The sequence below is a fragment of the Streptomyces cinnamoneus genome (assembly GCF_002939475.1).
GTDB lineage: Bacteria > Actinomycetota > Actinomycetes > Streptomycetales > Streptomycetaceae > Streptomyces > Streptomyces cinnamoneus_A.
This window is the reverse complement of sequence record NZ_PKFQ01000001.1, coordinates 4,637,457-4,651,116: the sequence shown is the minus strand read 5'-3', so window position 1 is coordinate 4,651,116 and position 13,660 is coordinate 4,637,457. Positions and strand designations below refer to the sequence as shown.

General features: G+C 74.8%; 11 protein-coding genes. 6 read left to right on the top strand and 5 right to left on the bottom strand.

Going from position 1 to position 13,660, the window contains the following annotated elements; translation table 11 throughout:
- The first annotated feature begins 54 nt into the window (after nt 1-54).
- The 6 genes from CYQ11_RS20950 (at nt 55) to CYQ11_RS20925 (ending at nt 7,658) form a co-directional block, all read left to right on the top strand.
- Nucleotides 55-456, top strand: a complete 402-nt coding sequence (locus tag CYQ11_RS20950) for a TOBE domain-containing protein (RefSeq protein WP_099201290.1) — start codon at nt 55-57, stop codon at nt 454-456.
- Nucleotides 457-472: 16 nt separating this feature from the next.
- On the top strand, nt 473-1,252 hold the full coding sequence (modA, locus tag CYQ11_RS20945; RefSeq protein WP_099201291.1) for a molybdate ABC transporter substrate-binding protein: 780 nt from the start codon (nt 473-475) through the stop codon (nt 1,250-1,252).
- Nucleotides 1,249-3,186, top strand: coding sequence for an ABC transporter permease (locus CYQ11_RS20940; RefSeq protein WP_099201292.1), 1,938 nt, complete (start codon nt 1,249-1,251; stop codon nt 3,184-3,186). The genes modA and CYQ11_RS20940 overlap by 4 nt, the downstream gene beginning before the upstream one ends.
- A 179-nt stretch (nt 3,187-3,365) precedes the next feature.
- Complete coding sequence (locus CYQ11_RS20935; protein WP_099201293.1) at nt 3,366-4,898, top strand: alpha/beta hydrolase; 1,533 nt, start codon at nt 3,366-3,368, stop codon at nt 4,896-4,898.
- Nucleotides 4,899-5,005: 107 nt separating this feature from the next.
- Nucleotides 5,006-6,046, top strand: a complete 1,041-nt coding sequence (locus tag CYQ11_RS20930; RefSeq protein ID WP_104651079.1) for a hypothetical protein — start codon at nt 5,006-5,008, stop codon at nt 6,044-6,046.
- Nucleotides 6,047-6,110: 64 nt separating this feature from the next.
- Entirely contained in the window at nt 6,111-7,658 is a 1,548-nt protein-coding gene (locus CYQ11_RS20925; RefSeq protein WP_099201295.1) for an alpha/beta hydrolase, read from the top strand.
- Nucleotides 7,659-7,767: 109 nt separating this feature from the next.
- On the opposite strand, the gene moeZ is transcribed toward CYQ11_RS20925, so the two are convergent.
- The 5 genes from moeZ to CYQ11_RS20900 all read right to left on the bottom strand — a co-directional run bounded on the left by moeZ (nt 7,768) and on the right by CYQ11_RS20900 (nt 13,530).
- Entirely contained in the window at nt 7,768-8,946 is a 1,179-nt protein-coding gene (moeZ, locus tag CYQ11_RS20920) for an adenylyltransferase/sulfurtransferase MoeZ (RefSeq protein ID WP_099201296.1), read from the bottom strand.
- An 87-nt stretch (nt 8,947-9,033) separates the two neighbouring features.
- Nucleotides 9,034-9,813, bottom strand: coding sequence for a spherulation-specific family 4 protein (locus tag CYQ11_RS20915; protein WP_099201297.1), 780 nt, complete (start codon nt 9,811-9,813; stop codon nt 9,034-9,036).
- Entirely contained in the window at nt 9,801-10,715 is a 915-nt protein-coding gene (locus tag CYQ11_RS20910) for an NAD-dependent epimerase/dehydratase family protein (protein ID WP_099201298.1), read from the bottom strand. Before CYQ11_RS20910 ends, CYQ11_RS20915 begins: the two co-directional genes overlap by 13 nt.
- 104 nt (nt 10,716-10,819) lie before the next feature.
- Nucleotides 10,820-11,971, bottom strand: coding sequence for a hypothetical protein (locus tag CYQ11_RS20905; RefSeq protein WP_181143729.1), 1,152 nt, complete (start codon nt 11,969-11,971; stop codon nt 10,820-10,822).
- The gene (locus tag CYQ11_RS20900; RefSeq protein ID WP_099201299.1) at nt 11,968-13,530 is read right to left on the bottom strand and encodes a DUF3492 domain-containing protein; all 1,563 of its coding nucleotides are present in this window, start codon (nt 13,528-13,530) and stop codon (nt 11,968-11,970) included. Before CYQ11_RS20900 ends, CYQ11_RS20905 begins: the two co-directional genes overlap by 4 nt.
- Nucleotides 13,531-13,660: the final 130 nt, after the last annotated feature.

The window sequence follows — 13,660 nt, the reverse complement described above, 5'->3', positions numbered from 1 at the left end:
GCAATCTCCTATCCGCCTTGCATCTGCTGCCGTTGCGGCCCTACGGTGCCGCGTATGCGGTCGTACACCATCGGGCAGGCAGCCCGTCTGCTGAGCGTGAGCCCCGACACCGTCCGGCGGTGGGCGGACGCCGGGCGCATCCCCACCGAGCGCGACGAGGGCGGCAAGCGGCTCATCGAGGGCCCCGACCTCGCGGCGTTCTCCGTGGCGCTCGCCGCCGAGGCCACCGGGGGCGACGGCGACGAGTCGACGTACACCACCGCCCGCAACGCCTTCCCGGGGATCATCACCGCCGTCAAGCTCGGCGACGTCGCCGCCCAGGTCGAGATCCAGGCCGGCCCGCACCGCCTGGTCTCCCTGCTGACCAGGGAGGCCGTCGAGGAGCTCGGCCTGGCCGTCGGCATGGAGGCCGTGGCCCGGGTGAAGGCCACCAACGTCCACATCGACCGCGCCTGACGGACCAGGAGAGCCCATGCCCCGCACCGCCCCCCGCCGTCTGCCGGCCGTCCTCGCCGCCGTCCTGGTCCTCCCCCTCGCCGCCGCCTGCGACGGCGACCGCAAGGACTCCGGGTCCGGCGCCAAGGAGCGGACGACCCTCACGGTGCTCGCGGCCGCGTCTTTGACCGACGTCTTCAAGCAGGCCGGTGCCGCCTACGAGAAGGAGCACCCGGACACCAAGGTCACCTTCTCCTTCGCCGGCTCCCAGGAGCTGGCCGCGCAGGTGCGCCAGGGCGCTCCGGCCGACGCGCTCGTGACGGCCGACACCAAGACGATGGACGGCCTCGCGAAGGAGACCGGAACCCCCGGCGTCATCGCCAAGAACCGGCTGACGATCGCCACGGCACCCGGCAACCCGAAGAAGGTCGAAGGACTGGCCGACCTGTCGAAAGCGGACCTCAAGGTGGTCCTCGCCGCCCCCGAGGTGCCCGTGGGGCGCTACAGCAAGCAGGTCCTCGACCAGCAGCACGTCGCCGTGAAGCCGGTCTCGCAGGAGCCGAACGTACGGGCGGTGCTCGGCAAGGTCTCGATGGGCGAGGCCGACGCGGGCATCGTCTACCTCACCGACGCCGCCGCCGCGAAGGGCAAGGTGGCCACGGTGGCGATCCCCGACGACCAGAACGCGGTGGCCAGCTACCCGGCCGCCACGCTCAAGGGCTCCAAGCACGCCGGCGAGGCCGCCGACTTCGTGCGGTGGCTCGCCTCCGACGAGGCCCGGAAGCTGCTGCTCTCGGCGGGCTTCCAGCGGCCGTGACCGGCCGCGCGGTGCGCCGAGGGCGCACGCCCCTGGCGCTCGGGCTGCCCGCCGCGCTGGCCGTGGTCTTCCTGCTGCTGCCCCTCGCCGGGATCCTCGCCCGTACGCCCTGGGGCACGCTCCCCGCGCGCCTGACCTCGCACGAGGTCGTCGAGGCGCTGACCCTCAGCCTCACCGTCTCCGGCTGGGCGCTGCTGCTCTCCCTGGCCCTGGGGGTGCCCCTGGCCTGGCTGCTGGCCCGGGTGGAGTTCCCCGGCAAGGCGCTGGTGCGGTGCCTGGTCCTGCTGCCGATGGTGCTGCCGCCGACGGTGGCGGGCGTGGCGCTGCTCCAGGGCTACGGCCGGCGGGGGCTGCTCGGCACGTACCTGGACCGGTGGTTCGGCCTGACCCTGCCGTTCTCCACCACCGGTGCCGTCCTCGCGGCCACCTTCGTGGCGATGCCGTTCCTCGTGATCAGCCTGGAGGGCTCGCTGGCCGCCCTCCACCCCCGCTACGAGGAGACGGCGACGTCCCTGGGGGCCGGCCCCTCGCGGGTCTTCCGCACGGTCACCGTGCCCATGGTGGCGCCGGGCCTGCTGGCGGGGGCGGCGCTGTGCTGGGCCCGGGCGCTGGGCGAGTTCGGGGCGACCATCACCTTCGCGGGAAACCTCCCGGGCGCCACCCAGACCCTGCCCCTCCAGGTCTACCTGCTCCTCCAGGACGACCCCGAGGGGGCGACGGCGGTGTCGCTGCTCCTGCTCGTGATCGCCACGGCGGTCCTGCTGGCCCTGCGCGGCCGCTGGCTCGGGGCGGGCGGCCACGACGGGCCCCGGCCGCCGGCCGTCCCCGCCGCCGGGCCGGAGCCCCTGCCCGCGCCCGTGCGGGACCAGCCGGAGACGCCCGGCCCCCCGCTGACCGCCCACCCCCTGCGGACGACCGTCTCGGGGGCCACCCGGGCGGCCCTCGACGCGCCGCCCGGCACCACCATCGCGGTGGTCGGCCCGAACGGCGCCGGCAAGACCACGCTCCTGCGCGCCCTGCTGGGCCTCACCCCCCGGGCCACGGCCGCCCCCCTGTACCTGGGCGGCACCGACGTGTCCACGGCGCCCGCGCACCGGCGGCACATCGCCTGGGTCCCGCAGGACGGCGCCCTCTTCCCGCACCTGACCGCCCTGGCCAACACGGCGTACGGCCTGCGGGCGCAGGGCGTGCCCCGGCAGGAGGCCGACCGCCGGGCACGGCAGTGGCTGGAGCGCCTCGGCGTGGGCCACCTCGCCGGCCGCCGGCCCAGCCGGCTCAGCGGCGGCCAGGCCCAGCGGGTGGCGCTGGCGCGCGCCCTGGCGGCACGCCCCCGGCTGCTGCTCCTGGACGAGCCGCTGGCCGCGCTGGACCAGTCGACCCGTGCCCATGTGCGCCACGCGCTGCGGACGCACCTGGCCGGCTTCCCCGGGGTCTGCCTGATCGTCACCCACGACCCGGTGGAGGCCGTGTCCCTGGCCGACCACGTGCTGGTCCTGGAGGACGGCGAGACGGTGCAGTACGCGACGCCGGCGGAGCTGGCCCGCCATCCCCGCTCCCCCTGGGTCGCCCGGATGCTGGGCCGCAACGCCTGGCCCGTGAAGACGACGGCCCGGGGCACGCTGCTGCTGGACTGCGGCACGACTCTGACGACCGCGGACCGGCCCGCCGATGACGCGTCCACCGGCCTGGCGGTGGTGGGCCCCGAGGCGGTCGCCGTGCACACCGCGCGCCCCACAGGGAGCCCCCGGAACGTCTGGGAGGGCACGGTCCGCGAACTCGCCGCCCAGGGCGGACGCGTGCGCGTCCTCATCGACGGCGTCCCGGACGTGATCGCCGAGATCACCCCCGCCGCGGCCGCGGACCTCGGCCTGTCGGAGGGCGCGCCGGTGTGGGTCAGCGTGAAGGCCACCGAGGTCACGTTCGTCGCGCTCTGACCCGAGCCGGTGGGCCGGCGCGTGAGGCCGCGGTCCGGCGTGACCGCGTCCGTTCAGTGACGCCGTGGCTGTAAACCCCTCGACCAGGGGGTTTCACCGGGGGTTTCGCGTGCAGGGCCGGTGGGGCCCGTAACCCGTACGGCCCGCAGCACGCGCGCCCGCCACGTGCGGCCCGGAGGATGGGGGCCGTGTCCAGTTCCCTACGCGTCGGGGCCCTGCTCTCGGCCGTCCTCCTGGCCGTCGCGACGGCCTCCGGCTGCAGTGGCGGCGACGGCGGCGCCTCCACCCCGGGGCCGGGCGCCTCGGCGAACCAGAAGCTGGACTGGAAGTCCTGCCCGGCTCCGAGCACCAGCGAGGACAGCGGGTCCGGCAAACCCCCGGGCCGCGACTGGGAGTGCGCGACGCTGCGGGCACCGCTGGACTACGCGGACCCCGACGGCGAGACCATCGGCATCGCCCTGATCCGGGCGAAGGCCACCGACCAGGCCCACCGCATCGGCTCGCTGATCTTCAACTTCGGCGGCCCCGGTGGCTCCGGGGTCTCCACGCTGCCGGCCTTCGCCGAGGACTACCGCACCCTGCGCACCCGCTACGACCTCGTCAGCTTCGACCCGCGAGGCGTGGGCCGCAGCGCCGCCGTGACCTGTCTGAACGACAAGCAACTGGACGCGTACTACGCGGCGGACGCGACCCCCTCCACCAAGGAGGAGGAGAAGGCCCTCGTGGGCCGGGTGGGCGACTACGCGGAGGCCTGCCGGAAGAACTCCGGGAAGATCCTCCCCCACGTGGGCACGACGAACGCCGCCCGCGACATGGACCTCATGCGGCAGGTCCTGGGCGACGACAAGCTGCACTACTTCGGCGTCTCCTACGGCACCGAACTGGGCGGCGTCTACGCCCACTTGTTCCCCGGCCGGGTGGGCCGCGCCCTGCTCGACGGGGTCGTGGACCCGGCCAGCGACCCCGTGCAGAGCGCCCTCGCCCAGGCCGCCGGCTTCCAGCTTGCCCTCGGCAACTACATGGCGTCCTGCGTGAAGACCTCCGACAACTGCCCCACGGAGCAGCAGATCGTCGCCCTGCTCGACCGCCTCGGCAAGAAGGCCGTGCCCGGGGGCGGGGGCCGGGACCTCACCCAGTCGCTGGCCATGGGCGGCATCGCCCAGTCCCTGTACTCGAAGGACTTCTGGGACTACCTCACCGAGGGCGTGGAGGACGCCGAGAACGGCGACGGCAAGATGCTGCTGACCCTCGGCGACTCCATGAACGGGCGCGGGCCCGACGGCAAGTACAGCTCGCTCCAGGCCTCCCTCAACGCCATCACCTGCGCGGACTTCGCCCAGCGCTACACGGCGGAGGAGGTCGAGCAGAAGACGGCGGAGTTCCGCAAGGCGTCGCCGGTCTTCGGGGAGTTCATGGCGTGGAGCCTGCTCCAGTGCACCGGTTGGCCCGTAAAGGGCGAATGGCAGACCCCCGATGTGAGCGCCAAGGGCTCCGCGCCGATCCTCGTGGTCGGCAACACCGGTGACCCCGCGACCCCTTACGAGGGAGCGCACAAGATGGCCCAGGAGCTCGGGCCCGGGGTGGGCGTGGTGATGACCTATCAGGGCGAAGGCCATGGGGCGTACGACAGCGGGAACGCCTGCGTCAAGAGCGCGGCGGACGCCTACTTGTTGCAGGGCACCGTACCCCCGGCGCATAAGGTGTGCTCATAGCACCCATAGCACATCACACCGGTAATACGAACGCGGCCGGCTCGAATGTCAGTGGCCCGCACTACGATCGCCCGCACAGAGGTTCCGAGCGAGCGGCTGGGGGAAAAGTGTCACCGACCACCGAGCGCACGGGCCGCAGGGTGCGGATGCTCACCGGAGCCCTCGCCGTCGCGGCGTTGGTGGCCGCCCTGGTGGCGCTCTGGCAGACCCAGTTCGGGCCGCTGACCAGGCCCGACTACTGCTGGGGCACCTGGGCGCAGGACGGCGGCCCGTTCCACGCGGGGGCCACCCACCGCACGTCCTCCGAGCGCGCCCCCACGCGGCGCCACCCGAGCGGCCACTGCGCCCTGAGCTGGCGCGGCGGCCACGGCCCGAAGGCCCGCGACCAGCGTCTCGACGTGCGGTACGACACCGGCCCGGAGCCGGCGGACGAGCGCCGGACCTGGCTCGCGGGACTGTTCACCGGGGGTGACAGCGCCCTTCCCGGCGGTCTACCCGGCTTCGTCACCGCGGCCTCGGGCAGTCTGGTGCTGCCCCAGACCTGCGATGTGAAGGGCCTGCCCTCGGTCCTCACCATCAGCGGCACCTTCGCGGACACGGCCGAGACCGCCCGGCTCCTGTTGCAGGCGGCCGACCGCGCGGCCAGGGTGACCGGCTGCGCGCCCCGGGCCGCACCACGCCCGGGTGCCCTGCCGGCGGCCGTCGCGTACGCCGCGCGGGCCGCCGCCATCGCCCCGGGCACCGCCGGGTGCGGCATACCGGCGCTCGGCAGGGAGGTGCGGTCCGCGCCGGCCGGCCGGCTGACCGACCGGGCCGGCAGCCTGCAGGACGACTTCCAGACCTGCGCGGTGGCCAGTGACAGCACGTGGGCGGCCCGGTTCACGATGACCGCCCGTCCCCGCATCGTCGCCCTGTTCGCCGGTCTCACCGGCGACGGGCCGCCCGCCCGGGGCTGGCGCGCCCACGGCCGCATCACGCCGGACGGCGCCCTGGTGACCGCCGACTGCGCCGGCCGCACGACCGTCTTCACCATGCGCTCCGGCCCGGCGCGCACGGGCACGCGCCTGGACGACCCGCGCGAGGTCTTCCCCGACTTCGTCGACGCGGTGGCCGGCAGAATCGGCTGTGCGCCCCTGCACTCCGCCTGAGGGCGACCGTGCGCCGGGGGCCGGGGGTGATTCCGGTGGCCCCCACATCCGTAAAGTCAGGGAGATGAGTCCCACACGGCCAAGGGCCGCCGCCCTCGCTTCCGCCGCCCTGGCGATCACCCTCACCGCCACCGCGTGCGGCAGCGGCGGCACCGGCGCCGGGGGAGGCACGGGCGGCACCGACGGCAAGGCCGCGCCGACGGGCGCCCGGCTCGACTGGAAGCCCTGCTCCGCGCCCACCGCGGCGCAGGGCGGCGGCAAGAAGCCCGGCAAGGGCTGGGAGTGCGCGAAGCTGCCCGTGCCGCTGGACCACGCCAAGCCCGACGGCGAGCAGATCGAGCTCGCGCTGATCCGCGCCAAGGCCACCGGCGGCCGCCGCATCGGCTCGCTCGTGTTCAACTTCGGCGGCCCCGGCGGCTCCGGCGTGGCCACCCTGCCGGGCCTCGCCGACACCTACACCGCCCTGCGGTCCCGCTACGACCTGGTGAGCTTCGACCCGCGCGGCGTCGGCGAGAGCGCGGGCGTGCGCTGCCAGAGCGACAAGGAGCTGGACGCCGCCTTCCAGATCGACGGCACACCGGACGACGACGCCGAACTCCGCGCGACGCTGGACGCCAACAAGGCGTACGTCGACGCCTGCGCCAAGAACTCCGGCAAGGTCCTGCCCCACGTGGACACGGTCGCCGCGGCCCGCGACATGGACCGCCTCCGGGAGGCCCTGGGCGAGAAGCGGCTGCACTACTTCGGCATCTCCTACGGCACCGAACTGGGCGGGGTCTACGCCCACTTGTTCCCCAAGAACGTGGGGCGCACCGTGCTCGACGCCGTCGTCGACCCCACCCAGGACTCGGTGGCCGGCAACCTCGGCCAGACCAAGGGCTTCCAACTCGCCCTGGACGACTACCTCAAGGACTGCGCGTCCCCAGGCGGCGCGAAGGGCGGGTCCTGCCCCACCCAGGACCAGATCACCGCACTGCTGAAGGAACTGGACGGCAGGCCCCTGCCCACCGCCCAGCCGGGCCGGGGGCTCACCCAGGACGAGGCCGTCAACGGCATCGCGGCGGCGCTGTACTCGCAGGAGACCTGGAAGTACCTGACCGCGGGCCTCCGGGAAGCCATCGGCAAGGGCACCGGCAACACCCTGCTCCTGCTCTTCGACTCCCTCAGCGGCCGCTCCCCCGACGGCCACTACAGCAACCTCGGCGCGGCCAACCGGGCCATCTCCTGCGCCGACTCCGACCAGCGCTTCAGCGTCGACGACGTGCGGCGGCACCTGCCGGAGTTCCGCGCGGCCTCACCGGTCTTCGGCGAATCCGCCGCCTGGTCGCTGCTGTCCTGCACCGGCTGGCCGGTGAAGGGCGCGTGGCGGACCCCCGAGGTGAGCGCCCCGGGCGCCGCGCCGATCGTCGTGATCGGCAACACCGGCGACCCGGCGACGCCCCTGGCCGGGGCCGAGCGGATGGCGGAGAAGCTGGGCAAGGGCGTCGGCGTCCGCATCACCGTCAAGGGCGAGGGCCACGGCATGTACGGCGTCAACGCCTGCGCCACCAAGGCCGTGGACGACCGCTTCCTGGAGGACAAGGTCCCCGCGGACGGCACGACCTGCTCCTGACGCGCGGGGCCGGACGCGCGAAAGGGCCCGCCCGCCGTGCGGCGATGCCGGGCCCCTGCACGCGCCGGCGCTCCTCTTTCGGCGCACCGGCTTCCGCTCAGTACATCCCCTAGTACACCGGCTTCTGCGGCTCGACCTGGTTGACCCAGCCGATGACGCCGCCGCCCACGTGCACGGCGTCGGAGAAGCCGGCCGACTTCAGCACCGCGAGCACCTCCGCCGAGCGGACACCCGTCTTGCAGTGCAGGACGATCTTCTTGTCCTGCGGCAGGTCCTGGAGGGCGTTGCCCATCAGGAACTCGTTCTTGGGGATCAGCCGGGCGCCGGGGATCGAGACGATCTCGTACTCGTTCGGCTCGCGGACGTCGATGACGTCGATGTTCTCGCCGGCGTCCATCCACTCCTTGAGCTGCGCGGGAGTGATCGTCGAACCGGCCGCCGCCGCCTGCGCCTCCTCCGAGACGACGCCGCAGAAGGCCTCGTAGTCGATGAGCTCGGTGACGGTGGGGTTCTTGCCGCAGACCGCGCAGTCGGGGTCCTTGCGGACCTTGACCTGCCGGTAGGTCATCTCCAGGGCGTCGTAGATCATCAGCCGGCCGACCAGCGGGTCGCCGATGCCGGCCAGCAGCTTGATGGCCTCGTTGACCTGGATGGAACCGATGGACGCGCACAGCACGCCCAGCACGCCGCCCTCGGCGCACGAGGGGACCATGCCGGGCGGCGGGGGCTCCGGGTAGAGGCAGCGGTAGCAGGGGCCGTGCTCGCTCCAGAACACGGAGGCCTGGCCGTCGAACCGGTAGATCGAACCCCACACGTACGGCTTGCCCAGCAGGACGCAGGCGTCGTTGACCAGGTAGCGGGTGGCGAAGTTGTCCGTGCCGTCCACGATCAGGTCGTACTGGGAGAAGATCTCCATGACGTTCTCGGCCTCAAGGCGGCCTTCATGGAGCACGACGTTCACATACGGGTTGATGCCCAGCACCGTGTCCCGCGCGGAGGCGGCCTTGGAGCGGCCGATGTCCGACTGGCTGTGAATGATCTGCCGTTGCAGGTTCGACTCGTCGACCTCGTCGAACTCCACGATGCCGAGCGTGCCGACGCCCGCCGCGGCCAGGTACATCAGGGCGGGGGAACCGAGGCCGCCGGCGCCCACACAGAGCACCTTCGCGTTCTTCAGGCGCTTCTGCCCGTCCATCCCGACGTCCGGGATGATCAGGTGGCGGGAGTACCGACGGACCTCGTCGACGGTGAGCTCGGCAGCCGGCTCGACCAGGGGTGGCAGCGACACGGGGTCTCCAGGCGGGTCATCCCCACGGGTGCGGGGAGCTTGGAAGCAGCGTTCTGTTGTTCCCCTGTAACCCTGCCACGCCCCGTCTCATTCCGAGACACCCGGTCCGATGCGCGAGACGATCTCGTCCCAGAAGCCGGGCAGGCACTCCCAGGGGTCCAGGCCGTCGTGGTCCGTGCGGTCGGTGAAGTAGATCGTGCCCGCGCCCTGCCAGCGGGCGATGCGCAGCGCCTCGTCCAGGTGCGAGCGCGGCACCCCGTGCACGAAGTGGCAGAACCGCTCGGGCGGGTGCTCGGCGGTCCACTCGGCGGCCTGCGACCAGCGGTAGCCCGACCAGGGCCCGGCGTAGGTCACCAACTGGTCGGCCAGGGCGGCGTATCCCGAGCAGGGGTACGTCCCGTGCCCGAGCACCACGTACGCCCCCGAGAGCAGCGTGCGCAGCGCCCCCACCACCCGGCGGACGCCCGGCAGCGCCTCGGCGTCGGCCGGGCAGCGCCCCAGCGCGAAGCCGTCCACCCGGTACCAGTTGAGGAAGCGCTGGGCGTCGGAGAGCAGTTCACCGAAGGGGCGCGAGCCGAATCCCATGTCCAGGTGGCCGAGCACCCGCACGCCGGAGGTCCGCAGCGGCACGGCCGCGGACAGCCAGTACGGGTCCTGGCGGCATCCCGGACCGCCCTCCGGACCGCCGGGCTCGTGCGGCGCGCTGCCGCCGAGCACCACCCAGTCCAGCGGCAGCCCGGCCCGTTGCAGGCCGCCCCATTCGACGGGCGCGACCAGGGGGTGCGCGAAGCCCGGCACGCCCAGCCGCAGGGGCGCCTTCCGGGCGGCCAGGGCGCGGCGGTGCCCCGGGGAGATCAGATACGACACGCCGCCTCCATCCAGATGTCGGCCAGCGACTCCTCCAGGCCGATCCGGGGCCGCCAGCCCAGCCGGTCGCGGGCGGTGCGCACGTCCGCCTGCTGCCAGCTGCCGCAGCCGTCGGGGTAGGGGTAGGCGGGCGGGGTGCCCAGGTGCGGGTCGTCGAGCTCGTGCAGGGCCCCGCCGAAGCCCGCCACGCGTGCGAGCAGGGTCGCGGCGTCGCGCAGCCGCACGGCCCGGCCGGTACCGATGTTGACGGCGCCCTGGGCGGCCGAGAGGGAGGCCGCGTGCACGGCCCGGGCCACGTCGCGCACGTCGACGAAGTCGCGCTGCACGCCCAGGCCGGTGAGCTTGAGTTCGTTGTCGCCGCTCTGCATGGCCCGCCGCATGGCCTCGGCGAGCCGCCCCAGCGGTGACCCGGCGGGCGTGCCGGGTCCGACGGGCGAGAAGACCCGCAGCACGATCGCGTCGAGGCCGGAGCCGAGCACCAGCTCCGTGGCGGCGAGCTTGCTGACCCCGTACGGGCCGCCGGGCCGCGGCACCGCGTCCTCGGCCGTGGAGGAGCCGGGCTGGGAGGGCCCGTACTCCGAGGAGCACCCCACCTGCACCAGACGCGCCCCGCATCCGCTGCGGCGCAGCGACTCGCAGACCGTGGCGACCGCGACCGTGTTGTGCCGGGCCAGCTCGCGCGCCCCGCCCCGGGTCGCGCCCGCGCAGTTGATGACGACGCCGGGGTGGACGGCGTTGAGGAACCGGGTGAGCGCCCCGGGGCTGCCGGTGGCGAGGTCGAAGCGGACGTCCGCGTCGTCACCGCGGCCGAGGGCGGTGAGCTGGACGGCGGGGTCGGCGAGCAGCCGGTCGGCCACGAAGCGCCCCAGGTAGCCGTTGGCACCGAGCAGCAGGACTCTCATCGGTCGAGCCCTCGCTCTCGCCCGGTGGTGCGCGGCGGGTGAACGGTCATCTTCCTTGCTCCTCTGACAGGTGGGGGGTGGTCACCGGGCGAGAGACGCTCCCGTTATGCCTTGGGCACGGGAGCGGCCCCCAGGGGGACGGGACCGGCGGGGCCGGCGCCCTTCAGTGCGCGGCCGGTCCGGGGGGCGTGCCGGTCCGGCGCGCCGTGGACCGAGGCCCGGGACAGGGCCAGGAGGGCGTGGGCCAGCAGGGCGAGTGCCGGCAGCGCGCACGCCACGAGGGGGACGACCGCGGGGCCGAAGGCCCCGGCCGGCCAGCCGACGGGCCAGCGCAGCGCCTCACAGCCGGGCAGCCGGGCGGCGAGCAGCGTGACGAGCGGCACGGCCTCCGCCGCCACGGCCGCCAGGACCGCCGTGCCGGCCGCGCCCCGCAGGCCGTGGGCGGCGAGCAGCCGGGCCAGGAACAGCAGCATGCCCAGGGCGGCCACCGCGGCGCAGGCGAGCGCGGGCGGGGTGCCCCCGGCGGCGTCCGGCGGCAGGGCCGCGCGGGCGGGCCAGAGGAACACCAGCAGCGCGCCGAGGAACACCACCACCGCGACGAGCAGCGCGGGCCTCACCCGGCCGCCGAACTCGTCGAGGCTCCGGCTGCTCGCGAGCACCCGGCGGGCATGCCCGGCGAACCAGTGGGCGCACCACGCCGCGGGCGCGACCGCGCAGGCCAGGGCGAGCGCGGTGGGAGCGGCCGCGGAGACGGCGGACGCCAGCAGGGCACGCGTGGGCAGGCCGTGACGGCCGTGCAGCAGCAGGGCGAGCACCCGGTCGCCGACCAGGCCGTAGCCGAGCAGCCACACCCAGGCCGGCGCCCCGGCGGGCCCCCAGCCGGCCCGCAGGGCGGCGCAGGTGCCGTGCCGGGCCTCCGGCTCGGGCCGTGGCGCGCCCGGTGGGGGCTCGGTCGCCCGTTCCACGCGCGCGTGCAGCTCCTCGGCCAGCGTGAAGACGTCGCGGTGGCGGTACTCGGCGGCCACCCGGTCGGTGATGCCGCGGGCCTCCAGGCCGGCGGCGATCTCCAGGGCGTCCACGGCGCCGGCGCACAGCGTGCGGTGGCGCCGGATGAGCGCCTTGACCGGGTCGGCCGGGACGCCGTCCGCGACGGCCCGGCCGTCCGTGGTGGCCTCGTCCACCGCGTCGGCGGCGGGGTCCTCGGCTATGCCCGCCGGAGTCGTCCGGTCGCTGCCGGGCCGGATCGATGTGGTCATGGGCGCCCCGCCCAGGTCGGCGAGGCGGAACGCGGGGACATGGTGAGCGGCGGGTGGGCGCCGGCGGCGTGGGAGAAGGGGACGGAGGGGTCGGGGGCGGTGTGCTGGACGGGGGCGCGGGAGAGGACCTCCAAATAGATCGCCCCGAAGGCGGAGACGTTCTGCTCGACGGTGAAGAGCTCCAGGGCGCGGGCCCGGGCGGCGGCGCCGAGCCGGGCCCGCCGTTCGGGGTCGCGCAGCAGGTCCAGGCAGGCCCCGGCCAGGGCCCGGGGGTCGCGCGGCGGGACGACCAGGCCCGTGCCGCCGATGACCTCCCGCACGGCGCCGACGTCGGGCGAGACGGTGGCCCGGCCGCAGAACATCGCCTCGGCCAGGGCGGCGGGGAAGCCCTCGACGGCGCCGGAGAGGACGACGACGCTGCCGGCGGCGTAGTCCTCGGGGCCCGTGGCGGGCCCGAACCGCACCCCCTCCGGCGTCCCGGGAGCGGTCTGCGGATCGGGCGGCACCCCGACGACTCTCACCCGGACGCCCGGTTCGGCCGCCCGCAGCACGGCGAGGGCCTCCCACAGGTGGGGCTCGACACGGCCGCCGACCCACACCAGCGTCGTCCCGTCGTCGGCGGCGGGGCACACCGCGGGGTCGCCCTCGCCGACGGCCTCGTAGAGGCTCGCGTCCATGCCGGGGTGGACCGTGCGCTGCCGGGCGCGGTCGGCCCCGCAGCGTTCCTGCCAGCGGCGGCCTTGTCCGTCGCCGGCGGTGACCAGGGCGGCCTCGCCGTAGATCCGCTCGGCCAGCAGCCGGTGGAAGGCGGAGAGCAGGGTCCGCGCGGGCGCGGAGCAGGCCTCGGGGTCGGCGCCGCCGCCCAGGTAGTACTCGCGCAGCCGGACCTCGTACTCGGTGACGAGGAGGGGGGTGCCGAAGAAGCGTTTGGCCAGCAGGCCCGGGAGGGCGGCGGGCCCGGCGGAGGTGGCGTGGCAGAGGTCGACGGCGGCGAGACCGCGGTCGCCGTCGGCGCTGCCGTACCAGTCGAGGGAGAGGGGACGCAGGGCCCGCTCCAGGAGGCCGGAGACGACGAGGAGGTCGGCGACGCGGGCGGCGTAGGCGGCGGGGAGGGCGCCCGGGGCCCGGCAGGCGGTCTCCAGGGCGCGCAGGGCCAGTTCGGAGCGGAGGGCGGCGGCGAGGCCGCCCTCGTCGCGGGCGAGGTCGGCCAGTCCGTCCAGGCCGTCGGCGAAACGGTACGCCTGATCACCGGGCAGCGTGACGGCCGCGGCCAGGTCCCCGAAGTGCGCCGTGAAGCGGCGCCGCTGATCGCGCCCGTACGATCCGTAGGCGCGGCCGCCGCTCCCCGGCGCCGGGCCGCCCCACAGGGGTGCCGCTCTCACGCGCCGGACGTTTCCCGGCAGTGCGTGCCAACCGCTGTCCTCCTGGCGGGCGCTGCGGCTCAGGGCGTAGAGCTCGAAGTCGTGCTGGCCGAGTCCGCGCACCAGATGGTCGCACCACTCCCCGCCCTCGCCGGCGGCATACGGGTACCCGCCCTCGGAAAGCAGTCCCACACGCACGAACGCACCCCCGTTCTTCCCTTGTCGGCAACCGCCGTTACGGCAGCGGGGAGCACGCTATGCGCGCTTCCCGGTGGCGCGGCGGACGGTTGTCCGTCGCGCCACCGGAAGGGGTGAACAGAAGTGACTT